Genomic DNA, 26,897 nt, shown 5'->3' with positions numbered 1-26,897 from the left:
ACCGCGCGTCCGACCGGCCGCATTCACCCCCACCTGCGCCGTCGTCGCGAAACCGCCCACGGGACCCCCGCCGGACCCCCGCCGTCCCCTCGAACGGACCCCCTCAGGGCCCCTCACCGGCCCCGGACCCGCTCACCATTCCAGCGCCCATGGCTGCCCGGATCCCGCGAAGTGCCCCACGTTCACGCACTCCGTCGCCCCGATCCGCATCCGCCGGACCAGCGGCTGATGGACATGACCGAAAAGGGAGTAGCGAGGGCGAGTACGGCGAATCGCCTCCAGCAGTGCCCGGCTCCCCCGTTCGAAACGCCGCGCCACCGTGTCGTACACCAACTCCGGAACCTCCGGCGGGATGTGGGTGCACAGCACGTCCACCTCGCCCACGGCCTCGATCTTCGCCGCGTACTCCTCGTCACTGATCTCGTAGGGGGTGCGCATCGGGGTGCGCAGGCCGCCGCCCACGAAGCCGAAGGTCCAGCCGCCGATCTCCACCCGCTCCCCGTCCAGCACCGTCGTCCCCGGCCCGGCGTACTCCGGCCACAGGGGCGGCATGTCGACATTGCCGTAGGTGGCGTACGTCGGTGTCGGGAACGCCGCGAACATCTCGGCGTACTGCTTGCGCACCGCCTTCTCGATCACCGCGCGCCGGTCCGAGCCGATCCCGGCCCACAGTCGCGCCCCGAACTCCCGCGCCTCCTCGAAGCGCCGGGCGGTGCGCAGCTCGACGATGCGGTCGGCGTTCTCCACGCCGAACAGGTCGGGGAAGATGCCGCGCGAGTGGTCGGCGTAGTCCAGGAAGAGCACCAGGTCGCCCAGGCAGATCAGGGCGTCGGCGCCCTCGCCGGCCCTGGCCAGGTCGCGGACGTTGCCGTGTACATCGCTGACCACGTGGACGCGTGTCCTGCGGTTTCCCCTCGGTGTCGGTGCCATGACGATCAAGGGTAGGCGTGTGCGGCAAACGTGAACAGTGGCGGCGGGACCGATGGTTACTGGCCAGTCGTCAGACCGCTCGACTACTGTGCGCGAAGAAGCAGCAATCCGTGTGACGCAGCGAACATCTCGCCGGGACCCCCTGTCGAAGAAGCCATACCGGCGGGTAACGTCCGGTCGGTCCAGTCGTGCTCTGGATTTCAACATGTGAATCCAAGAGCACTTGCCCGAGCCTTGGACCGCACCGTCGCATCGCACAACGTCGTGGCGCCGGCGCCCTATGAGGAGCAGCAGTCTTGCGCGAGTTCAGCCTTCCGGCTTTGTACGAGGTCCCTGCGGACGGCAATCTGACCGACATCGTCCGCAGAAACGCCGCGCAGCACCCGGACGTCGCCGTCATCGCCCGCAAGGTGGGCGGCGCCTGGCAGGACGTGACGGCCACCGCTTTCCTCGCCGAGGTGCGCGCGGCCGCGAAGGGGCTCGTCGCCGCCGGGGTCCGGCCGGGCGACCGGGTCGGCCTGATGTCCCGCACCCGCTACGAGTGGACCCTGCTCGACTTCGCGATCTGGTCGGCCGGCGCGGTCACCGTGCCGGTGTACGAGACCAGTTCCCCGGAGCAGGTGCAATGGATCCTCAGTGACTCGGGCGCCACCGCGGTGATCACGGAGCTGGACAACCACACGGCCGCCGTCGAGTCGGTGCGCGACCGGCTGCCCGCGCTGAAACACGTCTGGCAGATCGAGGCCGGCGGTGTCGAGGAGCTGGGCCGGCTGGGCCAGGACATCAGCGACGCCACCGTCGAGGAGCGCAGCTCGCTGGCGAAGGCCGACGACCCGGCGACGATCGTGTACACGTCCGGCACCACCGGGCGCCCCAAGGGCTGTGTCCTCACCCACCGCAGCTTCTTCGCCGAGTGCGGGAACATCGTGGAGCGCCTGCGGCCGCTGTTCCGCACCGGCGAGTGCTCCGTGCTGCTCTTCCTGCCGCTGGCGCACGTCTTCGGCCGGCTGGTGCAGATCGCTCCGATGATGGCACCGATCAAGCTGGGCACCGTCCCGGACATCAAGGACCTCACCGACGAGCTGGCCGCGTTCCGCCCGACGCTGATCCTGGGTGTGCCGCGGGTCTTCGAGAAGGTCTACAACTCGGCGCGCGCCAAGGCGCAGGCCGACGGCAAGGGCAAGATCTTCGACAAGGCGGCGGACACGGCGATCGCCTACAGCAAGGCGCTGGACACCCCGTCCGGCCCGTCGGTCGGCCTGAAGATCAAGCACAAGGTCTTCGACAGGCTGGTCTACAGCAAGCTGCGCGCGGTGCTCGGCGGCCGCGGCGAGTACGCCATCTCCGGCGGCGCCCCGCTGGGCGAGCGCCTCGGCCACTTCTTCCGCGGCATCGGCTTCACGGTCCTGGAGGGCTACGGTCTGACCGAGTCCTGTGCCGCCACCGCGTTCAACCCCTGGGACCGCCAGAAGATCGGCACGGTCGGTCAGCCGCTGCCGGGCTCGGTCGTGCGGATCGCGGACGACGGGGAGGTGCTGCTGCACGGCGAGCACCTCTTCAAGGAGTACTGGAACAACCCGGGCGCGACCGAGGAGGCGCTGGCCGACGGCTGGTTCCACACCGGTGACATCGGCACCCTCGACGAGGACGGCTACCTTCGGATCACCGGCCGCAAGAAGGAGATCATCGTCACCGCGGGCGGCAAGAACGTCGCGCCGGCCGTGATCGAGGACCGTATCCGTGCGCACGCGCTGGTCGCGGAGTGCATGGTGGTGGGCGACGGGCGGCCGTTCGTGGGCGCGCTGGTCACCATCGACGACGAGTTCCTGGGCCGCTGGGCGGCCGAGCACGGCAAGCCGGCGGGCTCCACCGCGGCGTCGCTGGCCGGGGACGCGGACCTGAACGCGGCGGTCCAGGCCGCGATCGACGACGGTAACGCCGCGGTGTCGAAGGCGGAATCGGTGCGGAAGTTCCGCATTCTGTCCTCCCAGTTCACGGAGGAGTCGGGCCATCTGACGCCGTCGCTGAAGCTCAAGCGCAACGTCGTGGCGAAGGACTTCGCGGACGAGATCGAGGCGATCTACCAGAAGTAGCCACTCAAGCCACTCGTACGACGACTATGGCGCGGTGTCCTCCACGAGGACCCGCGCCATCGTGCGTTCGGCGAGCGCCGTGATCGTCACGAACGGGTTCACCCCGATCGACCCGGGCACGAGCGAGCCGTCGGTGACGTAGAGCCGTGAATACCCCTTCACCCGGCCGTAGTTGTCGGTCGCCCGCCCCAGCACACAGCCGCCGAGCGGGTGGTAGGTGAAGTCGTCGGCGAAGACCTTGCTCGGGGAGCCGAACAGGTCGTACCGGTAGATCGTGGCGTTCGCCGCGTTGATCCGGTCGAACAGCTTCTTCGCCATGCCGACCGACACGGCACTCTGCGCGGCGCTCCACCCGAGCCGCACGGCCCCGCTTCCCGAGTCGTACGAGAACGACGCGCGCTCCGGGTTCTTGGTGATCGCCAGATAGAGGCTGACCCAGTGCTCCAGTCCCGTCGGCAGGGGCGCGATCTCGGCGAAGACCGGGTTGGCGGTGTTGGCCCAGTCGTCGATGCCCATGACCGGCATGGTCGACTGGTTCGCCCCGACGGTGTCCCACAGGTGGTTGGCCCGCCCGAGCATCACGTTGCCGTTGGTCCCCCACCCGGTGCCGACACTGGCGTCCAGGGCGGGCAGGGTGCCCGACTCCCGGGCGCGGACGAGGAGTTCGGTCGTTCCGATGCTGCCGCCGCCGAGGAAGAGGTACGTGCAGCCGTACTCCTTGGTCTCGACGACGGTGCCGGTGTCGTCGATCCGGTCGACGGTCAGGACGTACGTCCCGTCGGCGGCCCTGCTGATCGACCTCACCCGCTCCAGGGTGTGGATGGTGACGTTCCCGGTACCGAGCGCGGAGGCGAGGTAGGTCTTGTCGAGGCTGCGCTTGCCGTGGTTGTTGCCGTAGATGACCTCCTGGCCGAGCGCGGACCTGGTCGCCGTTCCGGCGGCCTCGCGCCGCATGTGGTCGAAGTCGTAGACGTTGGGCACGAAGGTGGTCTTCAGACCTGCGTTGGCGGCGTGCTTGCGGGAGATCCGGGTGAAGCGGTACCACTCGGTCGACTCGAACCACGCGGGGTCGATGGTGTTGACGCCGAGCATGGAGCGGGCGCGCGGGAAGTACGTGCCGTACATCTCCGCGGTGTCCACGGTGGGGAACTGCTCGGCGAAGTAGGACTGGAGCGGGGTGACCGCCATGCCGCCGTTGACCAGGGAGCCGCCGCCGACGCCTCGGCCGACGTAGACGGACATGTCGGCGTAGCGGACGCGGTCCAGGACGCCCGGGTAGGGGCGGATGTCCTTGTTGACGACGTCCAGCCACAGGAAGGTGGCGAGCGGGGCCTCGGTGCGGGTGCGGAACCACATGGAGCGCCGGTCGGGGGCGGCGGTGGAGCAGAAGATCCTGCCGTCGGGGCCGGGGGTGTTCCAGAGGCGGCCCATCTCCAGGACGACCGTACGGATGCCTGCCTGGCCGAGGCGGAGGGCTGCGACCGCGCCGCCGTAGCCGGAGCCGATGACCATGGCGGGGGCGGATTCGACCGCGTCGGGCTCGGCGGAGTGGGCCGACTTGAGGCCGATGCGGGTGAAGCCGAGGGTGGCTGCGGTCTGCAGGGCAGCCATGCCGAGGATTTGACGTCTTGTCAGCTGACGCTGCATCAGGTTTGATGTCATGTGCGCAGCATGTGCGGATTATTGGGTTCCGCCTAGTGGGGTGCCGCGTATTCGTTGTGGGCGGGTGCGGGTTGGGTGTGGCTTGTCGCGCAGTTCCCCGCGCCCCTAAAGAAAAAGACGGGGCGTTGTACTACAGCAACTGCTTCAGATGTTCTGCCAGCAAATCCCAGCGCCACCTCTCCTCGACCCATTCCCTGCCCCGCTCCCCCATCCTGCGGCGCAGTTCGGCGTCTCCCAGGAGCGTGACGATCCGGTCGGCGGCCTCCTCCGGGGCGCCACCCCTCACCACCCAGCCCGTCTCTCCGTCGAGCACCGCGTCCGGGGCGCCGCCCGAGTCGCCGGCCACGACTGGCAGGCCCGTCGCCGAGGCCTCCAGGTAGACGATGCCGAGGCCCTCCACGTCAAGGCCGCGCCGCCGGGTCCGGCACGGCATCGCGAAGACGTCGCCGGCGCCGTAGTGGGCGGGCAGCTCGGACCAGGGCACGGGGCCGGTGAAGCGGACCGAGTCGGTGACGCCCGTGTCGTGCGCCAGCCGCCGCAGGTCCTGCTCGTAGGGGCCGCCCCCGACGATCAGCAGCACGGTGTCCGGCTCGGCGGCCAGGATGCGGGGCATGGCCTGGATGAGGGTGTCCTGGCCCTTGCGGCGGACCAGGCGGGAGACGCAGACGACGACCGGGCGGTCGGTCAGGCCCAGCCGGGCCCGGATCTCGTCGCCGCCCGACCCGGGGTGGAAGGTCTTCTCGTCGACACCCGGCGGCAGCTGCACCATCCGCGAGGCCGCCTGAGGCGTCAGGGCGGTGGCGATGCGTGAGCGCGTGTACTCGCCGAGGTAGGTGATCGTGTCCGTCGACTCGCCGATCCGGCGCAGCAGCTGCCGGGAGGCGGGCAGCTGTGCCCAGCCCGCCTCGTGGCCGTGGGTCGTGGCCACGAGGCGCTCGGCGCCCGCCCTGCGCAGTGCCGGGGCCATCAGGCCGAGCGGGGCCGCCGCGCCGAACCAGACCGATGTGCAGCCGTGCTCGCGCAGCAGGCCGACCGCCCGCCGGGTCGCCCCGGGCGTCGGCAGCAGCATCGTCGTACGGTCCCGTACGACGGTGAAGGGCTGCTCGGCGTCGAAGGCGGCGGTGGCCTCGGTGCCCTCGTGGCCGCGCTTCCAGGTGGAGGCGTAGACGACCAGCCGCTCCGGGTCGAGGCGTAGCGCCATGTTGTGCAGGAACGCCTGGATGCCGCCGGGGCGGGGCGGGAAGTCGTTGGTCACGATCAGGGTCTTGTGCATCGTCGCCGACCTTATCGAAGCCGCCGTTCACAGCCGGGGCTCGGCCACGCTTATGGCCTGCTCGCAGCTGGACAGGACATCATGTCCATGCAGGCGGTGTGCGAACGGCAGGGGATCCGGTGGAGACGACGGGCGGGCGGCGGTCCCTGGCGTGGCTGCTCGGGGTCTGGTGTCCGACCAGGGCGCTCCTGCTGCTCTTCGTGTTCAAGGTGTACGCCTTCCCCGGACCGGACGTCACCAGCGACGTGTCGGCGATCTACCAGGGCTGGTACGAGGTGCTGCGCACCGGGACCTTCCCGCTGCACGACGTCACCTGGCAGTACCCGCCCGCCGCGGCCCTGCCGGTCCTCTCCCCCGCGCTGGTGTTCTGGCTGGACTACCCGTCGGCGTTCTTCGTCCTCTGCTTCGCCGCCGACCTGGCCGTCCTGCTGCTCCTGCTGTACGCCGGCCTGCGCCCGGGCCGCACCCTGCGCGGGGCCTGGGTGTGGGTGGCGGGCGTACCCCTGCTCGGCCCGACCGTGTACGCGCGCTACGACGTGATGGTCACCGCCGTAGCCGTGGCCGCGCTGCTCGCGGGCGCCCGGCATCCCCGGCTGATGGGCGCGCTGACGGCCTTCGGCGCGATGCTCAAGGGGTGGCCGGTGCTGCTCCTGCTCGCGGCCCGCAGGCGCGCCGCCTGGGGCTGGGCGGCGCTGACCGCCGGCGTGCTTGCGGCGGTGTTCGCCCTCGCCATGCCCGGCGCCTTCGCCTTCCTGACCTTCCAGCGCGACCGCGGTACCGAGGTGGAGTCGCTGGGCGCGCTGGTCTTCCATGTGGCCCGGCAGTACGGCTGGGACGGCCAGGTGCTGCTGAACTACGGCTCGGTGGAGTTCCTCGGCCCGTATGTCGACGTCGTCAGCACGGCCGCCCTGGTGCTGAGCGGGCTCGCCTTCGGCTGGCTGTTGCTGTGGCGGCTGCGGGCGAGGCGGTTCGGGTCGCACACGCTGGCGGACGCGGCCTTCGTGGCGGTGCTGATGTTCGTGACGACCAGCCGGGTGATCAGCCCGCAGTACATGGTGTGGCTGGTCGGCCTGGCGGCGGTGTGCCTGTGCTTCCGCGGCAGCCGGATGCGGCTCCCCGTCGTGCTCGTCCTGGCGGCGTGCTTCGTCACGGTCCTGGAGTTCCCGGTCTGGTTCGCGCACGTCGTCGCCAGCGACGCCCTCGGCGTCACCCTCCTGTTCCTGCGCAACGGCCTGCTGGTCCTCGCCACGCTCCTCGCGGCCCGCGCGCTCTGGCGCTCGACGGTGCCCCGCACCGCCCCGCTCCCCGTACCGGCTCAGGCGACCCGCGCCAGGGAGACGTCGCCGCCCTCCTGACGCCGCAGCGGCACCAGCACGGCCGCGCACTGCCGCCCCACGCCGGATCCTGTCGCTCACCGCCGAGGGCCGCCAGGACCTGCTGGAGCGCCTGCGGCACCCCAAGGCGGTCGAGATCACGGACCAGGTCCGCTTCAACACGGTCCTGTCCTTCCTACGGCACCTGCCGGACCGCAGGGAGCAGGCCGAAGTGCTGCGCCGCAGGCTGGAGTTCCTCACCGCGCCCACGAGCTTCTTCTACGAGGGCGGCAAGCCCGTACGGGCAGAGGAGGCAGCGGACCTGTTCCGGCAGGGCATGCTGCGGGTCGCCCGGGCCACGGGCGAGGCGGAACGCGCGTGGCTGACGGAGGCCATCACCGCACTGGATCAGCCGGGCTGAGCGCGTGCCCCGGTCCGACAAGCCCCGGCCGTCAGCCGAGCTGAGCGCGCAGGTACTCCTGCCAACGCGCCGTGAAGTCCTCCAGCGACGTCCCGAGTACGTCCTTCAGCGCGTCCTCGACCGCCCCGGCCCGCCGCTCGTGCGCGCCCACGGCCCGGTAGAACTCGACGAGCCTGACCTCGCCCCAGCGCTCCGCGATCATCCGGCAGGCCATCCAGCCGCTCTCGTAGGCGCGGGCCAGCCTGCCGGAGTCTCCGGTGAAGCCGAAGTCGGCGTCGGACGGCAGCGTCTGGGGCGGCCGGCCCGCGCTCACCACACGCCCCAGTTCGGGCGCGACCTGGGCCGGTGAGCGGCCGCTGCCGAGGTAGCCGACCCAGTCGGCATAGCCCTCGGAGAGCCACAGCGGGGTGGCCGCGGTCGTGTGGACGCGGGTGGCGACATGGGTGGTCTCGTGGGTCAGGACGACCTGCTTGCCGGTGCCGCCGAGCACGCCGTACGCGTCGGGGTTGACGATGATCCGGTCCGCGGGCGCGCTCGCCGGGGCGCCGGTCTCGCCCGTGGTGACCGCGGCGATCCCGCGGTAGGAGGACTCGGGCGAGCCGAGCAGCCCCGCCATGTCGGCCAGGGAATCCGGGACGAGGACCACGATGTGCCGGGGCCAGTCCGTGCCCCACGCCTGCGACACGGCCGGTACCGCGTCGTCCGCCAGCTCCGCGTACGACCGCAGCTGTGCGGCGGACTGCCCGACGCCCAGCACGAGGCTGTGCTCACCCCGGGCGAGGCTCACCCTGCCCTGGTCCCACAACTGCTCCGCGGAGCCCTTCGCGGGCCGCTCGGCCTCGATGTACCAGCCGTCCGACGCGTCCAGGCGCAGCCTCAGCGTGCGGCCGGCGCTGACGGGCGCCCGGTCGTAGCCCTGGACGCGATAGCGCAGTTCGGCCTCGGCGGTGGCGGTGTCGCCGGTGCGGTGCAGGGTGGTCAGGCGGTACGACCAGTCGGCGAGGGGCACGGCACGCAGGTTGCCGAACCAGTCCCGGGCGCCCGTGCGCAGGAACGCCGCCTGGTCGCGGTCGAGTATCGCGTCCGCCCGCCGGTCGAGGAGGCGCTGCACCTCGGCCTGCGCGGCGTCGGTGGCGGGCCGCCCGCCGCAGCTCACCAGCGAGACGAGCAGCAGACAGAGCGCGACGACCATGCGCGCTCCCGACGCCCGCCTTCGACCAGCCATTTCCCGATCGTACGGCGACGCGGGCACGAAGGTCAGACCCGCGTCGGGCCCGGTGACCTTCAGCCCCTGGACCTTCAGCCTCTGAGCCTTCAGAACCTGAGCCTTCAGACCCTGGATCCTCAGACCCTGGTGACCGTCGCCCCAGGAATCATGCCCACCGGGTCATAGCGCACGGGCGCGCCGGGATAGGGCGCGTGGATCACCTGGCCGTTGCCCATGTACATGCCGACGTGGCTGGCGTCGTTGCGATAGGTGACGACGTCGCCGGGCTGGGCCTCGGAGAGGGGGATCTGCCGGCCCGCGTACCGCTGGCCCTGCGAGGTGCGCGGCAGGGAGACGCCGGCCTGGGCGTACGACCACTGGATCAGGCCCGAACAGTCGAAGCCGGAGGGCCCGTTGGCGCCCCAGATGTACGGCCGGCCCAGCGCGGACTGGGCGGCGGCGACGGCGGCCGCGGCGCGCCCCGAGGCCGGGACGGCGCTGCCGAAGAAGGCCTGCATGTCGTCGCGGCCGGAGCGGGAGGCCCGGTCGTAGGCGGCACGGTCGGCGGCCGTGAGGGAGTTGAGCAGCCTGCGGGCGTGGGCGAGTTTGTGCTCGACGGTGCGCTTGTGGGCGACGACGGCCTTGCGGCTCTTCTCCAGCTCGGTGAGCTTCCTGGTCGCCTCGGCGCGCTCCTGGGCGAGCACGCGCATGGCGTCCTGGAGGTCCTTCAGCTGACCGGCCTGGTGGGCGGTGATACGGGCGATCCGGGCGGCCTTGTCGAGGTAGTCGGCCGGGTCGTCGGAGAGCAGCAGGACCAGGGAGGGGTCGATGCCGCCGGACCGGTACTGGGCACCGGCCAGCGAACCGAGCGTGTCCCGCATGGAGTTGATGCTGTCCTGCTGCCGGGCGATCCGGTCCTGTGACCTGCTCACCTGCTCACGCAGCCGGTCGGCGCGCTCGTCGGCCTTGTTGTAGGCCTCGGTGGCCTTCTCGGCCTCTTCGTAGAGGCGGTCCACCTTGGCCCGGGTGTCGTCCTGTGGCGCGGCCGTGGCCGGTACGGCCCCGAGGGCCGCGGCGGCGGCCGACATGAAGCAGAGCGCTGCGTTGGCGCCCCGGTCGAACCCGGGCGCTGCAAGACGACGATGGGACACCACGGGAAGCCGCACTCCTTCCGCTGGCGGACAAGGACCTTCCCCGGCGTCGGGGAAACGCGGCAGACAGTAGCTCCGTGCGGGGGCGCCGACCAACGACCGTTGCGGGCACACAAAGTGACGCCCCGCCTCTGACGCAGGTCATGGGCGGGGCGTGGGGTCAGTCGGCGGTGCCGTAATTCGCTCGTTCGGGCGGCACCCTGTGTTGATCTTGGAGGGGCCGGATCAGACCCGGACACCCCACATGAACGGGCCGCCGATGGTGTTCATCGACTCGTACCGGACGACGGTGCCGGTGCGCGGGGCGTGGATGATCTGGCCGTTGCCGGCGTAGAGGCCGACGTGGTGCAGGTCGTTGAAGAAGAAGACGAGGTCGCCGACCTGGAGATCGCTCTGCGAGTAGATGCGGGTGCCGATGTTGGCCTGCGCCTCCGACGTGCGCGGAATGGAGACACCGGCCTGGGCATAGGCCCAGGAAGTCAGGCCGGAGCAGTCGTAGGAGGAGGGGCCGGAGGCGCCGTAGACGTAGGGCGAGCCGAGCTTGCTCTGGGCGGCGGAGTAGGCCGCGGCGGCCCGGCCCGAGGCGGCGCTGGAGTTGCCGAGGTCCACGCGCTCGGCGGAGGAACGGCTGGCGCGCTCCTCCTCGGCGGCCATGGCGGCCTTCTCCGCGGCCGTCAGGGAGTTGAGCAGCTTCTGCGCCTCGGCGAGCTTGGCCTGGACCTCGTTCTTCTTCTTGCCCAGCTCGGTGCGGGTGGAGGCGAGGTCCTTGAGCTTCGCGGATGCCTCGGCGCGCTCCTGGGCGAGTTCGCGCTGCTTCTCCTGGATCTTCTTCAGCGCCTCGACCTGCTGGGCGCTGAGCTGGTCGGCGGTGGACGCCTTGTCCAGGTAGTCGTCGGGGTTCGACGACAGGAAGAGCTGGAGGGAGGAGTCGATACTGCCCGTGCGGTACTGGGCGGCAGCGGCCAGACCCATGGAGTCGCGCAGCTCGTTGAGCTCTTCCTGACCACGCGCGACGTTGTCCTGGATGGTGGAGATCTCCTTCTGGAGCTTCCCCTGCTTCTCCTTGGCCCCGTTGTACTCCTCGGTGGCGTGCTCGGCCTGCTCGTAGAGCTTGTCGACCTTGGCCTTGACCTCGTCCTTGCTCGGCTTCTCGCTGGGGGCCGCGTTGGCCGCCTGAGAAGAGATGGCCACGGCAGCAGCGGCAGCGGTGGTCAGCACGGTCACGCGTGCTCGGCTCGGCTGCTTGGGTCGACGGTGGGACGCCACGGAGGTGAAACCCTTCTTCTGAGTGATCACCCGCTCGGAGGTTCGAGGCCAGACCCTAGTGACCCTCTTGTGATCAGATCAAATCCTCACACGAAAAATCTCGCCACACCCGTCATTCTTTACACACAACTCACATGAGGTGACGTGCCCTTGACGCTACGTTGCGTGACGGTCAGGTCAATTCGGGCATTGCCCCTGTACGTTGACCGATTCAGGACAGTCGCTTGAGAAGCACCGCAGAAGCCACCGGCCGGGCTCCGGCCCGGGCCACCCCGTCGGCGACCTCACGGTCGGTGGAGGCGACGATGACCGGACGGCCGGGCGGCTCGGCGCGCACCAGCTGGCGGATCAGCTCGTCGGCGGTCACGCCCGGCTTGGAGAACAGCACCCGCACGCCGCGCGGCGGGGCCAGCAGCACCGGCGCGGCCAGCTCGGCCCCGTCGAAGACACAGGTCACCTCGGCGCCGGTCTGGGCGGCGAGCTGCGAGAGCTGGCCGAGCAGCCTCAGGCGCTGCTTCTCCAGGGGCATCTGGGGATAGCCGGTTTTGGTGACGTTGTAGCCGTCGACCACCAAGTGGGCCTGCGGCAGGGCGAGAAGCTGGTCGAGGATCGCGGGGTCGTTCTCGGACAGCGCCCGCGCGGCGATGTCCTTCGGGGTCATTCGTCCCGGTTCGACCGCGTCCACGGTCTCGGCGGGGCGCACGGAGACCGGCGGCAACGCCAGTTCACGGCGCAGCCCTTGGGTGGCGTCCAGGAGGGTGTCAAGGAGCAGCCGGACGCGCATGTCCTCGACACTGCGCCCCTCGCGTGCCGCTCTGCGCGTGGCCTCCAGGGCGGCCTCGGCCTCCCCGAGCCGCGCCTTGAGCCGCCGGGTCTCGCTCTCGGCCGCGGAGACGTGGGCCTGGCTCTCGGAGCGCACGGTCTCCATCTCGCTCTGGACCTTGCGCAGGGCGGCCTCGCCGCGCTTGACGTCACTGAGGGCGGAGCGCAGCTTTCGGTGAAGCGATTCGGCTTCCTTCTTGGCCGCGTCCAGCTCGGTACGCAGCCGCTCGGTCTCGTGCCGGGTGTGCTCCCGGGCGTGGTCGAGCTCCTCGCGCAGCCGCTCCAGCTCGGCGCGGCTCTCCTCGTCGGCACGCTCGGCGTCGGCCCGCTGGGCCTCCTCGCCGGCCGCGGTGACCAGCTTGACCCAGCCGGTGGGCCGTAGAACATAGGCCGCGGCCGCCACATCGAGCGGATCCGCGGCCGCAGGCGCCGAGCCGGAGTCGAGAGCGCCGGAGAGCTCCGGCTGGGCCTCTCTGAGCTTCTCCCCGATCCGCTGCCGGAACACCGGATCGGTCTCCAGCGCCGCCGCCATCGCGTTGCCGGCGAACTTGGCCCGGCGGTTCGGTGCGAACCGGGCGTACTGCCGCAACTGTGTGGGCAGTTCGCCGACGGTCAGTCCGCCGAATCCGTCGGACACGATCTGTACGACCTTGCGCCGTACCCCGTCGGGCAGCGGACGGTCGAGCACCTCGGCGGCGCCGTCGCCCGGCCCCCCGCCTTGTGTCTCCACCATCCGTCACACCCCAATGTCTGTGCGGGGCCCGCTCCCGTCAGGAGCCGGCGCCCGGCCTGTCCACGAGTTCCACCTTGTCCACCGCGTTGCACCAGCGGCAGCGCACCGACTCGATCGTCTCACTGAGCACCTCGCGCTCCTCGACCTTGGACTCGCCGGCCAGATCGAGGTGGACGTACTCCACGACCCTGGACGAGCGCGTCACGTCGAAGCGGGTGAGGTTGCCGCAGAGGGTGCAGCGCCACCGCGTCGTCTCGGTGGGCAGGGGAACCGTCATCGTGACCGTGCTCTTTCCTTCTAGGTCTTCTATTGTCCGCGACGCCCCGGCACCCCGGTGCGTGTGGCTCGTAACCCTACGGCCTGGCGGGTACTCGCCGCCCGTCCGTCTCGGGCGGCGAGGCGGTCTGTGCGTGTGCGTCCTGTTACGTCATGCTCTGTAGGCATGATCGGCAACTGGAGCGTGGCGCGTTTCGGGACTCGGTTCGGCAGAGCGGGCCTGACGGTCCTGCGGTCGCCGGCTCCGGTGACGTACGGGTTGATCACCCTGTGCTGCCTGCTCTTCCTGATCGGCCCGGCGGCGGGACTCAGTGCGGAGTACGGATCCGGGGAGGGGCTGCTCGCCGCGCAGCGGGCCTACTTCCACCGCTGGGGCGTGGTGCCCGCGGAGCTGTTCGAGGGCGCTCCCCGGGCCGCCCTGACGCCTGCCACGGCCTTGTTCGTGCACGGCAGCTGGGTGCACCTGCTCGGCAACATGCTCTTCCTCTACGTCTTCGGCGTGATGACCGAGGAACGGATGGGCCGCGTCCAGTTCACGCTCTTCTATCTCGGCTGCGGCTATCTGGCCCTGCTGGGCTACGCAGCCGTCAACGACGACTCCACCCAGTCCCTGGTCGGCGCGTCCGGGGCGATCTCGGCCGTCCTGGGCGCGTTCCTGTTCCTCTTCCCCGGGGCGCGCGTGACAAGCCTGCTGCCGTTCCTGCTCTTCCTGCCGCTGCGCTTCCCGGCGTGGGTGGTGCTGCCGTTCTGGGTGGCCCTGCAGTGGGTGGCGGCGGGGCGGGCGACGCAGGGGCCCGGGGTCGCGTATCTGGCGCACCTGGTGGGCTTCGGACTGGGCTTCGGCTACGCGTGGGTCCGCTTCGGTCGGCCCACTAGAGTGAAGGCCGCCCCAGCTCCGGCCCCCGAGGGAGAGAACCAGCCGTGATCACCGCGATCGTCCTGATCAAGACCAGCGTGGACCGGATCCCCGAGATCGCGGAGCGCATCGCTTCGCTGGAGAACGTGACCGAGGTCTTCTCCGTCACCGGCACCTACGACCTGATCGCCATGGTGCGGGTGAAGGAGCACGAGGAGCTGGCCGAGGTCATCCCCGGGCGGATCAGCAAGATCCCCGGCGTGGAGGGCACGGACACGCACGTGGCGTTCCGTACCTACTCCCAGCACGACATCGAGGCCGCCTTCGCCATCGGCCTGGACAACTGACGTCCCGGCCCGCCGGATGAAGAGTTCTTCATCCTGGGCTCATCCACGGCGCCGGGTGCCGGGGGCACGATCGGCCGCATGGTCTTCTCGCACCGGATCGCGGCCCTGGCCGCCGTAGTGGCGATCCCGCTGGGCATCGCCGCGACCAGCTTCGCCCTCACCGACCAGCAGGAGTCGCCGAAGGTCCCGCCCAAGGTGGAGCTGGACAGCGGCTCCCCCACCCCGACGTCCACCCGGTCCACGCCGACGCCGACACCGCGCGACGAGGTCGTGTCCAGGCCCCCGGTGACCGACAGCTCCCCGAGTGACGACGATGACGACGCCCCCGACCGCGAGCCCTCGGACGACGACCGCGGCGAGGTCGGGGACGACGGCTGATCCGGTGACCCGGCGGGTCTCCGCCCGGGTCCGGATCCTGCTCTGGCTGCTGCTGGTGATGGCCGTGGGACTGGTGTCCGTGGCCACGACCACGCGCTCGATCCTGCTGCGGGACGTCGACCACCGGGTGAACGGGCTGCTCGCGCAGGAGGCCGGTGAGTTCGCCAACTTCGAGGAGCGGGGCGTCGACCCCGAGACCGGCCGTCCGTTCACCGACCCGTCCAGGCTGCTGCGTGAGTTCCTGGTACGGCAGTACGCCGACCCGGACGAGGAGCTGATCGGCCTGGTGGGCCGGCCGGGCAGCACCCCGGCACAGTTCAGCCAGCCCCGCGACATCCCCGTCGCCCTGCCGCTGCACAAGGACCCCGACGCCCGCCGCCGGATCTTCGACTCCCCCGACTCCACGGGCACGCTGCACCGCGCGTCGGGCGAGGTCCGCTGGGCCAAGGTGGCCGTCGCCCGGGCCGGCGGCGACACGGAGGCCGCGTTCGTCGTCGCCTTCCACCCGGGGCGCGAACAGGCCGCGGTGAACGAGGAGTTCCGTATCCTGCTCGCCATCTCCGGCGTCGCCCTGCTGATGATGACCGGCGTCGGCTGGGCCGTCTCCGGCCGGATCCTCAAACCCGTACGCCTGGTGCGCACGGCGGCGGCGCAGCTCACCGAGCAGGACCTCACCCGCCGTATCCCGGTGCACGGACGCGACGACATCGCCGCGCTCGCCGAGACCTTCAACGCGATGCTAGACCGGCTGGAGCGCGCCTTCGCCGCCCAGCGCGAGTTCGTCGACGACGCGGGCCACGAGCTGCGCACGCCGATCACCATCGTGCGCGGCCATCTGGAGCTGATGGGCGACGATCCGGCCGAGCGCGAGGAGACGATACGGCTGGTCACCGACGAGCTGGACCGGATGAGCCGCATCGTGGAGGACCTGCTGCTGCTCGCCAAGGCCGAACGCCCCGACTTCGTCACCCCGGAGCCGGTCCAGCTGGCCGAGCTCACCGCCGACGTCTACGTCAAGGCCCGCACCCTCGGCGAACGGGACTGGGAGCTCGCCGAGGTGGCCGACGTGGAGGCCGGGCTGGACCCGCAGCGGATCACCCAGGCGATGGTCCAGCTCGCCCAGAACGCCGTGCAGCACACCACACCCGGCCAGACCGTCCGGATCGGCTCCCGCGCCGACGGGCAGGGCGTCGAGCTCTACGTCGCCGACTCGGGGTGCGGTGTGCAGCCGCAGGACGCCGAGGTGATCTTCGAACGCTTCCGGCGCGGCACCTCCCGGCGCGGCGCCCGCGGCTCCGGTGCCGGACTCGGCCTGTCGATCGTCCGGGCGATCGCGGAGGCGCACGGCGGCCGGGTCCGGCTGCGCGACACGGCGGGCGGCGGCGCCACCTTCGTACTGGCACTGGGAGAGGGACACACGTGAACCGGATCCTCATCGTGGAGGACGAGGAGCGCATCGCCTCCTTCGTCGAGAAGGGCCTGCGCTCCAACGGCTTCACCACGACCGTCGTCGGCGACGGCGAGGCGGCGTACGAGTACGCCGTCACGGGCGCCTTCGACCTGGTGCTCCTCGACATCGGCCTGCCCGGCCGGGACGGCTTCACGGTGCTGCGCGAGATGCGCGAGGCGCGGGTGACGGTCCCGGTGATCGTGCTGACCGCACGGGACTCCGTACGGGACACGGTGGCCGGTCTGGAGGGCGGCGCCGACGACTGGATGACCAAGCCGTTCCGCTTCGAGGAACTGCTCGCCCGGGTACGGCTCCGGCTGCGTACGGCGGCGCGGGCGCCCGAGGTGACGGTGCTGCGATCCGGCTCACTCACCCTGGACCTGCGCACCCGGCGGGCGCGGGCCGACGAGCGGACGGTCGATCTGACGGCCCGTGAATTCGTGCTCCTGGAGCTGTTCCTGCGGCACCCGGGGCAGGTACTGTCCCGCGAGCAGATCCTGTCGCACGTGTGGGGCTACGACTTCGACCCCGGCTCCAACATCGTGGACGTGTACGTGCGGGCGCTGCGCAGGAAGCTCGGCGCCGAACGGGTCGAGACGGTGCGCGGCGTGGGGTACCGCCTGCCCGCGTGAAGCCCCCTTCCGTCCGCGTGAAGTCTCCTTCATGTACGGCTCATCGAGGGCTCACGGCCGAGGTGAACCCTCGATGACGTGACCCTGAACCTCCGTCCGGTCGCGGCCCTGTGCGTGGCGCTCTCCCTGTGCGCGCTGCTCGCGGTGCCCGCCAACTTCCCCGGCCTCGGCGCCGACGCCCGCCTCACCCTCGCCGTGTTCGCGCTGGCGACCTGCGCCTGGATCGCCACCCCGGTCGACGACACCTACATCGCGCTCGGCGCCGGACTCGCGCTCACGGTGACCGGCGTGATCAGCAGCGACACCCTCTTCGGCACCCTCGGCGACTCCACGGTCTGGCTGCTGATCTGCGCCTTCGTGCTGGCGGCGGCGGTGACCCGGACGGGGCTCGCGGGACGGGCGGCGGCGTTCCTGGTCGGCGGGGCGCGCACGGTGCGGCAGCTGGTGCATCTGACCACGGCCGCCCTGGTCGTCACGGCGTTCGCGGTGCCGGCCACCTCGGGGCGGGCGGCCCTCGCCCTGCCGGTGTTCCTCGCGCTGGCCAAGGCGCTGGCCGACCGGAAACGGCTGGTGGTGATGCTGGCGCTGCTGTTCCCGACCGTGATCCTGCTGTCGGCGGTGGCGACCCTGATCGGGGCGGGCGCGCATCTGATCACCGTGTCGGTGCTGTGGCAGGCCACCGGAGACCGGATCGGCTTCACGGAGTGGCTGCTGCTGGGCCTGCCCCTGGCGGTGGCCTCGTCCCACCTGGCCGCCGAGACCGTACTCCTGACGAGCACCCGGCGCGCGGACCGCAAGGGGCCCGTGCACATCACTCCCGAGCAGATCCAGCAGCACAGCGACCACCCTGTCACCGGCCCCTGGTCGCAGGCCGAGAAGCGGTGCGCGCTGCTGCTCGGCACGGTCGTCCTGCTGTGGTGCAGTGAGCCGCTGCACCGGGTGCCGCCCGCCGTCGTGGCGCTGATCGGCGCGGTGGTGGCGGCTTCGCCGGTGCTCGGGACGGTGCATCTGAAGGACGCGCTGAAGACGGTGCCCTGGTCATTGCTGCTGTTCATGGCCGCGACGATGGCGATGGGTGTGGCGCTGGCCGACTCCGGGGCGGCGGAATGGCTGGTGGACGGGCTTCCCTCGGGCGTCGGCCCGCTGCTGTTCCTGGCCGTCGTGGTGGTGATCAGTACGGCTGCCCATCTGGTCCTGCAGTCCCGGTCGGCCCGTTCGTCGGTGCTGGTGCCGCTGGTGGTCGCGGCGGCGGTGGGGGCGGGGGTGAATCCGGTGGCCGCGGCGCTTGCGTCCACTGCGGCGGCCGGGTTCTGCCATACCCTGCCGGCTTCCGCGAAGCCTGTGACGCTCTTCTCGGACCTTCCCGGGACGCCGACGTATACCCCGCGTGATCTGTTGCGGCTGTCCGCGGTGTTGGCTCCGCTGACGGCCGCGGTCGTTCTGTTGTTCGCCGTTGCGCTGTGGCCGGTGCTTGGTGTGCCGGTGACCCGGTGAGAGTGCCGCGCTGTGTCGTCGCCTGTCTGCTGCGCCGCCGTGGCTGGTCGCGCAGTTCCCCGCGCCCCCAAGGGCGTTGCCTCCGTGCGCATCCGATCCGCTTAGGAGAACTCTGATGCTGACCCGCGTCGTCGTAGCCCCCAGTGGCTTCAAGGAGTCGTTGTCCGCCCAGGCCGCCGCCGATGCCATTGCCGACGGGGTGCGGCGGGTGCTGCCGGAGGCCGTGCTCGATCTGATTCCGCTGGTGGACGGGGGCGAGGGCACCGCCGCCGCATTGGCCGCCGCGACCGGTGGGCGGCTCGTCGCACTGCCCGCCACGGGGCCGGTCGGCGAGCAGGTCGGCACGCACTTCGCGCTGCTGGGCGGACGGGAGACGGCGGTCGTGGAGATGGCGGCGGTGGCCGGGCTGTCCCTCGTGCCCCGCGCCCTGCGCGACCCGGGGGCCACGACGACGTACGGCGTCGGCGAGCTGATCCGCGCCGCGCTCGACACGGGCGTACGGCGGATCCTGATCGGCTGCGGCGATTCCGGTACGTCCGACGGGGGCGCGGGAGCCCTCCAGGCGCTCGGCGCGCGACTGCTGGACGCCGACGGGTTCGAACTCCCCCACGGTGGAGGGGAGTTGACGCGGCTCGCCCGGATCGACCCGTCCGGTCTGGACCCGCGCCTGCGGGACGTCGAGCTGCTGGTCGCCTGCAACCCGTACAACGTGCTGTGCGGCGAACGCGGCGTGGCCCGTGTCTTCGGGCCGCAGAAGGGGGCGACGCCCGCCCAGGTCGAGCATCTGTCGGCGGGGCTGGAGACCTGGGCGGACGTCCTCACCCGGGACCTGGGGGCCGTGGGCACCGACCTGCGCCACGGCCCCGGCACCGGAGCCTCCGGCGGTCTGGGCGCCGGCCTCGCCGCGCTGGGCGCCCGTCTCCTCCCCCGCTTCGACGTCCTGCTGGACCACCTCGACCTGGACGCCCGCCTCGCCCGCGCCGACCTGGTCGTCACCGCCGAGGGCGCCCTGGACCACCAGACGCCCCGCGGGAAGGTGCCGGCCGAGGTGGCCCGCCGGGCCAAGCTGTACGGCCGCCCCGTGCTCGCGCTGGCGGGCACACTCGGCGAGGGCGCGCACGACGTGCCGGGCGTGGACGCGTACAGCGGGATCCTGCCGGCGCCGATGGCGCTGGCGGAGGCTCTGGTGCGGGCCTCCGAACTCCTCACGGACGCCACCGAACGCGCCCTGCGGATGATCCTGCTGGGCGCCCGGCTACCGGCTCACGCGGAGGTGTCCGGCACGCAACGGCCGTCCTCGGTGCGGTAGTTCCACTGCGCGCCGTCCGTCACGAGCTCCTTGACGGCGTTCACGAACCGCTCGACGTGCTCGTCCGGCGTACCGGCACCGAAGCTGACGCGGATGGCGTTGAGGGACTTCTCGCCGGGCGCCGCCTCCGGGGCACCGCACTCGCCCTGCGCCTGCGCGTCGCTGCCCAGCAGCGTCCGGACCAGCGGGTGGGCGCAGAACAACCCGTCCCGCACTCCGATGCCGTACTCGGCGGAGAGGGCGGCGGCGAAGTGGGAGCTGTTCCAGCCGTCGACGACGAAGGAGATGACGCCGACGCGGGGGGCGTCGTCGCCGAAGAGGGAGAGGATCCGGACCTCGGGAACCTCGGCGAGACCTTCCCGCACCCGCTCGACCAGGTACTGCTCACGGGCGACCAGGCTGTCGAAACCGGCCTCCGTCAACGCCTTGCAGGCGGACGCGATGGAGTAGGCGCCGATGACGTTGGGCGACCCCGCCTCATGCCGTGCGGCGCTCTCGTGCCACTCGACGTCCACTCCCCCGTCCTCGCGCCGCGACACCTTGCGGCTGGCGCCGCCACCCGCGAGGTACGGCTCGGCCTCGCGCAGCCAGTCGGCGCGGCCGGCGAGGACGCCGGAGCCGAACGGGGCGTACAGCTTGTGGCCGGAGAAGGCGACCCAGTCGACGTCGAGGTCACGGACGCTCACCGGGTGGTGCGGGGCCAGCTGCGCGGCGTCCAGCACGATCCGGGCGCCGTGGGCATGGGCGGCCGCCGCGAGCTCCCGTACGGGCCACAGCTCGCCGGTGACGTTCGAGGCGCCGGTCACGCAGACCAGGGCCGGGCCGTATGGGTCGCGGTCGGCGAGGGCGCGCTCCAGGGTCTCGACGGCCTGGCGGGGGGTGCGGGGCGCGTTGAGGTAGGTGACACGGGCGTCGCGCCAGGGCAGCAGGGAGGCGTGGTGCTCGGTCTCGAAGACGAAGACCTGGCAGTCGGCCGGAAGGGCGGCGGCGAGGAGGTTGAGGGAGTCGGTGGTGGACCGGGTGAAGACCACCTGGTCGTCGGCCCGGCAGTCCAGGAACTCGGCGACCGTCCGGCGGGCGTTCTCGAAGAGGTCCGTCGACAGCTGGGAGAGGTACCCGGCACCGCGGTGGACGCTGCCGTAGTACGGCGCGTAGGCGGCCACGTCGTCCCAGACCCGCTGCAGGGCCGGGGCGCTGGCGGCGTAGTCGAGCGCGGCGTAGGTGACCTCGCCGCCGGTGACGAGCGGGACGGTGACATCACGGCCCAGAACGGGCAGCGGGGCACAAATGGTCTGGGCGGAGGCAGCGGTGGAGACAGACGCGGAGGCAGACATGACGGAACTCCCGTGAGAGGAAAGAAGAAAGTGAAGACGGGTGCGCGGAGGCGGGGCTCGGCGGCCCTATCGCATTCGCTTGCTCACGGAAGACTCCCTCGAACGACCAGGACCCCTGGTTTCGAGAGGGGCCCGCGCTTGCCGTAGACCTCGCTGCCTACGGCCTGGTCTTCACCCGGGGCACCCCGCCACGGACGGAGGGTTGCCGGACAGTCGGCCGGGGCCTCATGACTGTCACTCATGACCTGGTACAGGAACGTACGTGAAATGATCGTCGTCCCGCAACCCGTGTCCGGATCGCGGGACGACATCCCGGGTACGCGCTAGGCGTTGCTGGCCGCCACCCACCGGTCGAGGGTCCGCTTCGCCGACCCCGAGTCGATCGCCTCCGCGGCCTTCGCCATCCCGGCCCGGATCTGCTCCGCGAGCGGAGCCTCCGTCGGGTTCAGCGCCACCAGCGCGGCAGCCGAGTTGAGCAGTACGGCGTCCCGTACGGGCCCCGTCTCGCCGTTCAGCAGGCGCAGCGCCACATCGGCGTTGTAGGACGCGTCCGCGCCCCGCAGCGCCTCCACCGGCACCAGCTCGATGCCGACGTCACGCGGGTCGAAGGTCTCCTCGGCCACCTTGCCGTCGCGCACGACCCACACCCGTGAGGTGGCCGTCGTGGTGAGCTCGTCGAGGCCGTCGTCGCCGCGGAACACCAGCGAGGAGTTGCCGCGCTCGGCGAAGACGCCCGCGACGATCGGCGCCATGCGCGGGTCGGCCACGCCGACCGCCTGGGCCCGCACCTTCGCCGGGTTGGTCAGCGGACCGAGCACGTTGAAGGTGGTCCGGATGCCCAACTGCCCGCGCGCGGCCGCCACATGGCGCAGCGACGGATGGAACTTCACCGCGAAACAGAAGGTGATCCCGGCCTCCTCCGCGACCTCGGCCACCCGCCCCACCGGCAGGTTCAGATTGACGCCCAGCTTCTCCAGCACGTCCGAGGCACCCGACGCCGAGGACGCCGCCCGGTTGCCGTGCTTGACGACCTTCGCGCCGGTGCCGGCGATGACGATCGCCGACATGGTGGAGATGTTGACGGTCTTCGCGCCGTCACCGCCCGTGCCGACGATGTCGACGGTCGGCCCGGGCACCTCGATCACGTTGGCGTGCTCGTACATCGTCCGCACGAGCCCGGTGATCTCCTGCACCGTCTCGCCCTTGGCCCGCAGTGCCACCACGAACCCGGCGATCTGCGCGTCCGTCGCCTCGCCGCGCATGATCAGATCCATCGCCCACGCGGTGTCGTCGGCGGACAGGTCCCGGCCGTCCAGCAGGCCGTTCAGCAGCAGGGGCCAGGAGCGGCCCGCCGCGGTGTCGCCTCCAGCGGGGGTCACAGCGCTCATAAGCCGCTCCAGGATCAGGCGTCCCGCACTACGGGACGAGAGTCTCAACGAGGTCCACCCTATCCAGCCCCGGGACACGGAGAAGGGCCCCGTCCGAAGACCGGACGGGGCCCTTCTGCCGTGGCGTGGCTAGGCAGCTCTGGCGAGGCCGCGGTTCGGCCGCGCCCCTTCAGGGGCCCGGGGAACTGCGCGACCAGCCACTACGGCGCCGCAGACGACAGCCGACACAACGCGGCACCATCAGCGGAGCGCTTTCGCAGCGATCAGTGGTGGCCGTGGCCGCTCGTGATCTCCTTGTACTCCTCGACGGTCGGCTTGGGGATCTGGCCGTCCTCGCCGTAGTAGGACTTGCTGAGCTTGGCGCGCAGCTTCTCGGTGGCCTTCACCTTGCGCTCGACACCGTTCTCGTCGACCTTCGGGCCGATCTCGGCCGGCTGGTACTGCTCGTGCGCGGTGAGCGTGTACAGCGCGTCCTGGCTGAGCGGCTCGTGGACCTCGATGAACTCACCGTGCGGCAGGCGCTTGATGATGCCCGACTCGCGGCCGTGCAGCACCTTGTCCTTGTCCCGGCGCTGCAGGCCGAGGCAGATCCGCTTGGTGATGATGAACGCGAGGACCGGTCCGGCGAAGAACCCGATCCGGACGAACCAGGTGACCGCGTTGATCGACAGGTGGAAGTGGGTGGCCCACAGGTCGTTGCCACCGCCGACCAGGCCGATCATGTACACCGTGATCCAGGCGACACCGAACCCGGTACGCGTCGGGGCGTTGCGCGGGCGGTCCAGGATGTGGTGCTCGCGCTTGTCGCCGGTGACCCAGGACTCGATGAACGGGTAGAGCGCGATCGCGGCCAGCACCACGCCGAAGAGGACCAGCGGGATGAACACACCGAGGACCAGCGTGTGACCCCAGAAGTTGACCTCCCAGCCCGGCATGTAGCGGACCAGACCCTCGGCGAAGCCCATGTACCAGTCGGGCTGGGCGCCCGTGGACACCTGGTCCGGCCGGTAGGGGCCCATGGCCCAGATCGGGTTGATCTGGGCGACCGCCGCGATGGCCGCGATGACACCGAAGACCAGGAAGAAGAAGCCTCCGGCCTTGGCCATGTAGACCGGCAGCAGCGGCATGCCGACGACGTTCTTGTTGGACTTTCCGGGGCCCGCGAACTGCGTGTGCTTGTGGTAGAAGACCAGGATCAGGTGGCCGACCACCAGACCGAGCATGATGCCCGGCAGCAGCAGGATGTGGATCGAGTAGAAGCGGGCGACGAAGTCGACGCCCGGGAACTCGCCGCCGAAGAGGAAGAACGAGATGTACGTGCCGACGATCGGCATGGACAGGATCGCGCCCTCGGTGAAGCGGACACCGGTGCCGGAGAGCAGGTCGTCCGGGAGCGAGTAGCCGGTGAAACCGGTGAACATGCCCAGGACGAACAGCAGGAAGCCGAACAGCCAGTTGATCTCACGCGGCTTGCGGAACGCGCCCGTGAAGAACACGCGCATCATGTGCACGAACATGCCCGCGAGGAAGATCAGCGCGGCCCAGTGGTGGATCTGCCGGATGAGCAGACCACCACGGACGTCGAAGGAGATGTGCAGCGTCGAGCTGAACGCCTCCGACATGAGCTGTCCCTGCAGCGGGACGTAACTGCCGTGGTACTCCACCTCGTTCATCGACGGGTGGAAGAACAGCGTCAGATACACACCCGTGAGGATGATGATGATGAAGCTGTAGAGGCAGACCTCGCCCAACATGAACGACCAGTGGTCGGGGAAGATCTTGCGCATGTTGGCCTTGGCCAGGGAGTAGATCCCCAGGCGGCCGTCGGCCCAGTCGGCGACGCGCTCGCCGGCCGGTGCCTTCCCGCGAGAGCGGGACTCGGTGGTCTCTGTAGTGCTCATCCGCGCTCCCAGAATGCAGGACCGACGGGCTCTTCGAAGTCGCCGAGCGCCTCAAGGTAGCCCTCGTCGTTCACGCCGATGCGCAGCTGCGGCAGGGCGTGACCGGCCGGGCCGAAGATCACTCGGGCACCGTCGGAGAGGTCGAAGGTGGACTGGTGACAGGGGCAGAGCACGTGGTGCGTCTGCTGCTCGTACAGGGAGATCGGGCAACCGACGTGGGTGCAGATCTTCGAGTACGCGACGATGCCCTGGTGCGACCACTCAAGCTCTTGCTTGTCCTTGATGTCGTCGGGCTGGAGCCGGACGATCATCAGGGCGGCCTTGGCGATCTCGTTCTGGAAGTCGTGGTCGTGCTCCTCCAGGCCCTCCGGCTTGGCGAAGGTGAGGGAGCCGACCGCGACGTCCGAGGGACGCAGCGGCTCGTTGGTGTTCATGTTGACGAGCAGCTTGCCCTTGGACCACAGGGTGTGGCGCAGCTTGGTGCCGGGCAGCGGGCCGAGGTCACGCAGCAGGACGACACCGGAGAGCGGGAACAGGGCCAGCGCGCCGAACATCGTGTTGCGGATCAGCTTGCGGCGACCCAGCGCGGACTCCTTGGCGCCCTGCTTGAAGTCGGCCATGACCTTGGCCTTGACCTCGGGCTCCGCCGCGATCGGGTGCCGCTCGTCCGCGACCTCCACGTCGGACATCAGGGTGCGGGCCCAGTGGACCGCGCCCGCGCCGATGCAGAACAGCGCCGCACCGAGGGTCAGACCCAGCGCGAAGTTCAGCGCGTTGAGGTGACCGATCGGGAAGACGAAGATCGACTTGTCGTGCGGGATCGTGACGTACGAGGCGATGAAGCCGACGGTGGCCAGCATCGACACCGTGAACAGCAGGGCGACCGTGCGCTCGGACCGCCTGGCGGCCCGCTCGTCGATGTCCTGGATCCGGTGCTCGTGGGGCGGCAGGCCGGGGTCGGCGAAGGGGTGCTTCTCGTCCGCTACCGCGACGGTGGCGTCCTGCTCAGCGGGCAGGTTCTCTTCTGGAATGTCTTGGCTACTCATGACTTCTTGGCCTTTGCGGTCCGAGCGGCGACCCAGACGGCGACCGCGATCAATCCACCGAGACCGAAGATCCAGGCGAAGAGGCCCTCACTCACCGGGCCGAGGCCGCCGAGCTCCAGACCACCGGGGTTGACCGTCTCGTCGCTGTTGACCGCGTGGAGGTACGCGATGATGTCCTTCTTGTTCTGCTCCGACAGCGTGGTGTCGGGGAACGACGGCATGTTCTGCGGGCCGGTCTGCATGGCCTCGTAGATGTGCTTCGGGTCGACGCCCTCAAGCGTCGGCGCGTACTTGCCGTGTGTCAGCGCGCCGCCCTTGCCGGTGAAGTTGTGGCACTGGGCGCAGTTGTTGCGGAAGAGCTCGCCGCCCTTGGCGATGTCCGCGCCCTCGGGGCCGTACTGCTCCTCGGTCGGGACGGACGGGCCGGCACCCAGCGAGGCGATGAACGCGGCGAGCTGGTCGATCTCGGCCTGCGAGTAGATGTTCTTCTTGCTCGGGACCTGGGCGCCCTGGGAGGTGGCGGCGGGCATGCGGCCCGTCGACACCTGGAAGTCGACGGCGGCGGCGCCGACGCCCACCAAGCTGGGGCCGTCGGAGGTGCCCTGACCATCGGTTCCGTGGCAGCTGGCGCAGCCGACGGTGTAGAGCTTCTTGCCCTCCTCGATGGTGAGGGACTGGGCGGATTCCTCGGCCTGCGCCTTGTCCGCGGGCGCGAACACGGCGTACAGCCCCCCCGTGCACGCCAGCGCGAGGAGTAGGACGACGACTGCCGCCAGCGGATGGCGTCGTCGTGCGGAGAGCTTTTTCACGGATTACCCCGGTGTCAGGATCTTCTGCGTCGATGCTTCTGTTTGGTGCGCTTTGTGGAACGCGCGCGGGATCGGGCCCGGCTACTTGATCATGTAGATCGTGGCGAAGAGGCCGATCCAGACGACATCGACGAAGTGCCAGTAGTAGGACACGACGATCGCGGCGGTCGCCTGCTCATGCGTGAACCTCCGGGCCGCGTAGGTACGGCCGAGGACCAGCAGGAAGGCGATGAGACCGCCCGTCACGTGCAGGCCGTGGAAGCCGGTGGTCAGGTAGAAGACCGAGCCGTACGGGTCGGACGAGAGCGAGATGCCCTCGTGCTTGACCAGCTCGGTGTACTCGTACACCTGACCGCCGATGAAGATCGCACCCATGATGAAGGTGACGATGAACCAGCCCCGGAGCTTCTTGACGTCACCGCGCTCGGCGGCGAAGACGCCGAGCTGGCAGGTGAGCGAGGAGAGCACCAGGATCGTGGTGTTCGTCGCCGAGAACGGGAAGTTCAGGGCCTCGGCCTTCTCGTGCCAGAAATCGGGCCCCGTCACCGATCGCAGGGTGAAGTACATCGCGAAGAGGGCCGCGAAGAACATCAGCTCGGAACTCAGCCAGATGATGGTTCCGACGCTGGTGAGGTTCGGTCGATTGACCGACGGGTGCGCGTGACCCTTGTCTACTGTCGTTGCTGTCGCCACGACCGACATTATGTCGGTCGCTTATCCCGCCCTCACTCCGGGGGGTGCCGTTCGGAGTGTCTTCGCCGTTCATACCGGTGTTGACGTGGTGTTCAAGGGAGTAGCATCCGGCC

General features: G+C 70.5%; 23 protein-coding genes, 1 pseudogene and 1 riboswitch. Of the genes and pseudogenes, 10 read left to right on the top strand and 14 right to left on the bottom strand.

Features of this window, described 5'->3' with window-relative positions; genetic code table 11:
* Window positions 1–132 precede the first annotated feature (132 nt).
* Window positions 133–930, bottom strand: coding sequence for a metallophosphoesterase family protein (locus POF73_RS35410; RefSeq protein ID WP_272123220.1), 798 nt, complete (start codon window positions 928–930; stop codon window positions 133–135).
* 296 nt (window positions 931–1,226) lie between these two features.
* Here POF73_RS35410 and POF73_RS35405 point away from each other — a divergent pair, with 296 nt between their 5' ends.
* Window positions 1,227–3,023 (top strand): AMP-dependent synthetase/ligase, encoded by a 1,797-nt coding sequence (locus POF73_RS35405; RefSeq protein WP_272123219.1) that lies wholly within the window; start codon window positions 1,227–1,229, stop codon window positions 3,021–3,023.
* A gap of 24 nt (window positions 3,024–3,047) precedes the next feature.
* Here POF73_RS35405 and POF73_RS35400 read toward each other — a convergent pair whose 3' ends face one another.
* On the bottom strand, window positions 3,048–4,634 hold the full coding sequence (locus POF73_RS35400) for a GMC oxidoreductase (protein ID WP_272123218.1): 1,587 nt from the start codon (window positions 4,632–4,634) through the stop codon (window positions 3,048–3,050).
* A 181-nt stretch (window positions 4,635–4,815) separates the two neighbouring features.
* Window positions 4,816–5,958, bottom strand: coding sequence for a glycosyltransferase family 4 protein (locus POF73_RS35395; RefSeq protein ID WP_272123217.1), 1,143 nt, complete (start codon window positions 5,956–5,958; stop codon window positions 4,816–4,818).
* Window positions 5,959–6,077: 119 nt separating this feature from the next.
* Between POF73_RS35395 and POF73_RS35390 the strand changes: the two genes are divergently transcribed.
* Together POF73_RS35390 and POF73_RS35385 are read left to right on the top strand one after the other, a co-directional pair.
* The gene (locus POF73_RS35390) at window positions 6,078–7,313 is read left to right on the top strand and encodes a glycosyltransferase 87 family protein (RefSeq protein WP_272123216.1); all 1,236 of its coding nucleotides are present in this window, start codon (window positions 6,078–6,080) and stop codon (window positions 7,311–7,313) included.
* Window positions 7,314–7,341: 28 nt separating this feature from the next.
* A pseudogene (locus POF73_RS35385) lies at window positions 7,342–7,692 on the top strand (PadR family transcriptional regulator); the annotation flags it as partial.
* Window positions 7,693–7,723: 31 nt separating this feature from the next.
* On the opposite strand, the gene POF73_RS35380 reads toward POF73_RS35385, so the two are convergent.
* From POF73_RS35380 to POF73_RS35360, 5 genes are all read right to left on the bottom strand, one after another.
* Complete coding sequence (locus POF73_RS35380) at window positions 7,724–8,917, bottom strand: hypothetical protein (protein WP_272123215.1); 1,194 nt, start codon at window positions 8,915–8,917, stop codon at window positions 7,724–7,726.
* Between the two features lie 119 nt (window positions 8,918–9,036).
* Window positions 9,037–10,053: a C40 family peptidase gene (locus POF73_RS35375; protein ID WP_272123214.1), complete on the bottom strand. Its 1,017-nt coding sequence runs from the start codon at window positions 10,051–10,053 to the stop codon at window positions 9,037–9,039.
* A gap of 222 nt (window positions 10,054–10,275) precedes the next feature.
* Window positions 10,276–11,316 (bottom strand): C40 family peptidase, encoded by a 1,041-nt coding sequence (locus tag POF73_RS35370; protein WP_272123237.1) that lies wholly within the window; start codon window positions 11,314–11,316, stop codon window positions 10,276–10,278.
* Between the two features lie 211 nt (window positions 11,317–11,527).
* A complete protein-coding gene (locus POF73_RS35365; protein ID WP_272123212.1) occupies window positions 11,528–12,871 on the bottom strand; it encodes an NYN domain-containing protein in 1,344 nt (447 codons plus the stop codon).
* A gap of 37 nt (window positions 12,872–12,908) precedes the next feature.
* The gene (locus tag POF73_RS35360; RefSeq protein WP_272123211.1) at window positions 12,909–13,148 is read right to left on the bottom strand and encodes a hypothetical protein; all 240 of its coding nucleotides are present in this window, start codon (window positions 13,146–13,148) and stop codon (window positions 12,909–12,911) included.
* A 165-nt stretch (window positions 13,149–13,313) separates the two neighbouring features.
* On the opposite strand from POF73_RS35360, the gene POF73_RS35355 reads away from it, so the two are divergent.
* The 7 genes from POF73_RS35355 to POF73_RS35325 all read left to right on the top strand — a co-directional run bounded on the left by POF73_RS35355 (window position 13,314) and on the right by POF73_RS35325 (window position 19,613).
* Window positions 13,314–14,072, top strand: a complete 759-nt coding sequence (locus POF73_RS35355; RefSeq protein WP_272123210.1) for a rhomboid family intramembrane serine protease — start codon at window positions 13,314–13,316, stop codon at window positions 14,070–14,072.
* Window positions 14,069–14,350 (top strand): Lrp/AsnC family transcriptional regulator, encoded by a 282-nt coding sequence (locus POF73_RS35350; protein WP_272123209.1) that lies wholly within the window; start codon window positions 14,069–14,071, stop codon window positions 14,348–14,350. The genes POF73_RS35355 and POF73_RS35350 overlap by 4 nt, the downstream gene beginning before the upstream one ends.
* Before the next feature lie 78 nt (window positions 14,351–14,428).
* Window positions 14,429–14,728 (top strand): small secreted hydrophilic protein, encoded by a 300-nt coding sequence (locus POF73_RS35345; RefSeq protein WP_272123207.1) that lies wholly within the window; start codon window positions 14,429–14,431, stop codon window positions 14,726–14,728.
* Entirely contained in the window at window positions 14,664–16,151 is a 1,488-nt protein-coding gene (locus POF73_RS35340) for a sensor histidine kinase (protein ID WP_272123206.1), read from the top strand. The genes POF73_RS35345 and POF73_RS35340 overlap by 65 nt, the downstream gene beginning before the upstream one ends.
* The gene (locus POF73_RS35335) at window positions 16,148–16,810 is read left to right on the top strand and encodes a response regulator transcription factor (protein ID WP_272123205.1); all 663 of its coding nucleotides are present in this window, start codon (window positions 16,148–16,150) and stop codon (window positions 16,808–16,810) included. The genes POF73_RS35340 and POF73_RS35335 overlap by 4 nt, the downstream gene beginning before the upstream one ends.
* 78 nt (window positions 16,811–16,888) lie before the next feature.
* Window positions 16,889–18,304: an SLC13 family permease gene (locus POF73_RS35330; RefSeq protein WP_272123204.1), complete on the top strand. Its 1,416-nt coding sequence runs from the start codon at window positions 16,889–16,891 to the stop codon at window positions 18,302–18,304.
* A 115-nt stretch (window positions 18,305–18,419) separates the two neighbouring features.
* Window positions 18,420–19,613, top strand: coding sequence for a glycerate kinase (locus tag POF73_RS35325; protein ID WP_272123203.1), 1,194 nt, complete (start codon window positions 18,420–18,422; stop codon window positions 19,611–19,613).
* On the opposite strand, the gene POF73_RS35320 is transcribed toward POF73_RS35325, so the two are convergent.
* From POF73_RS35320 to ctaE, 6 genes are all read right to left on the bottom strand, one after another.
* Entirely contained in the window at window positions 19,568–20,947 is a 1,380-nt protein-coding gene (locus tag POF73_RS35320; protein ID WP_272123202.1) for an aminotransferase class V-fold PLP-dependent enzyme, read from the bottom strand. The genes POF73_RS35325 and POF73_RS35320 overlap by 46 nt on opposite strands.
* A 129-nt stretch (window positions 20,948–21,076) precedes the next feature.
* A riboswitch (SAM riboswitch) is annotated at window positions 21,077–21,193 on the bottom strand.
* Window positions 21,194–21,270: 77 nt separating this feature from the next.
* Window positions 21,271–22,335 (bottom strand): anthranilate phosphoribosyltransferase, encoded by a 1,065-nt coding sequence (trpD, locus tag POF73_RS35315; protein ID WP_272123201.1) that lies wholly within the window; start codon window positions 22,333–22,335, stop codon window positions 21,271–21,273.
* A gap of 263 nt (window positions 22,336–22,598) precedes the next feature.
* Window positions 22,599–24,236 carry a cytochrome bc1 complex cytochrome b subunit gene (gene qcrB / locus POF73_RS35310; protein WP_272123200.1) on the bottom strand — a complete coding sequence of 546 codons (1,638 nt, stop codon included), beginning with the start codon at window positions 24,234–24,236 and terminating at the stop codon, window positions 22,599–22,601.
* Complete coding sequence (qcrA, locus tag POF73_RS35305; RefSeq protein WP_272123199.1) at window positions 24,233–25,282, bottom strand: cytochrome bc1 complex Rieske iron-sulfur subunit; 1,050 nt, start codon at window positions 25,280–25,282, stop codon at window positions 24,233–24,235. Before qcrA ends, qcrB begins: the two co-directional genes overlap by 4 nt.
* Window positions 25,279–26,091 carry a cytochrome bc1 complex diheme cytochrome c subunit gene (gene qcrC, locus POF73_RS35300; protein WP_272123198.1) on the bottom strand — a complete coding sequence of 271 codons (813 nt, stop codon included), beginning with the start codon at window positions 26,089–26,091 and terminating at the stop codon, window positions 25,279–25,281. Before qcrC ends, qcrA begins: the two co-directional genes overlap by 4 nt.
* An 81-nt stretch (window positions 26,092–26,172) precedes the next feature.
* Window positions 26,173–26,793 carry an aa3-type cytochrome oxidase subunit III gene (gene ctaE / locus POF73_RS35295; protein WP_272123197.1) on the bottom strand — a complete coding sequence of 207 codons (621 nt, stop codon included), beginning with the start codon at window positions 26,791–26,793 and terminating at the stop codon, window positions 26,173–26,175.
* Window positions 26,794–26,897 lie beyond the last annotated feature (104 nt).

It is taken from the genome of Streptomyces sp. HD, from assembly GCF_028369295.1.
Taxonomy (GTDB): domain Bacteria; phylum Actinomycetota; class Actinomycetes; order Streptomycetales; family Streptomycetaceae; genus Streptomyces.
Note: the sequence above shows the minus strand (reverse complement) of the source record. Positions and strands in the feature narration are given on the sequence as shown.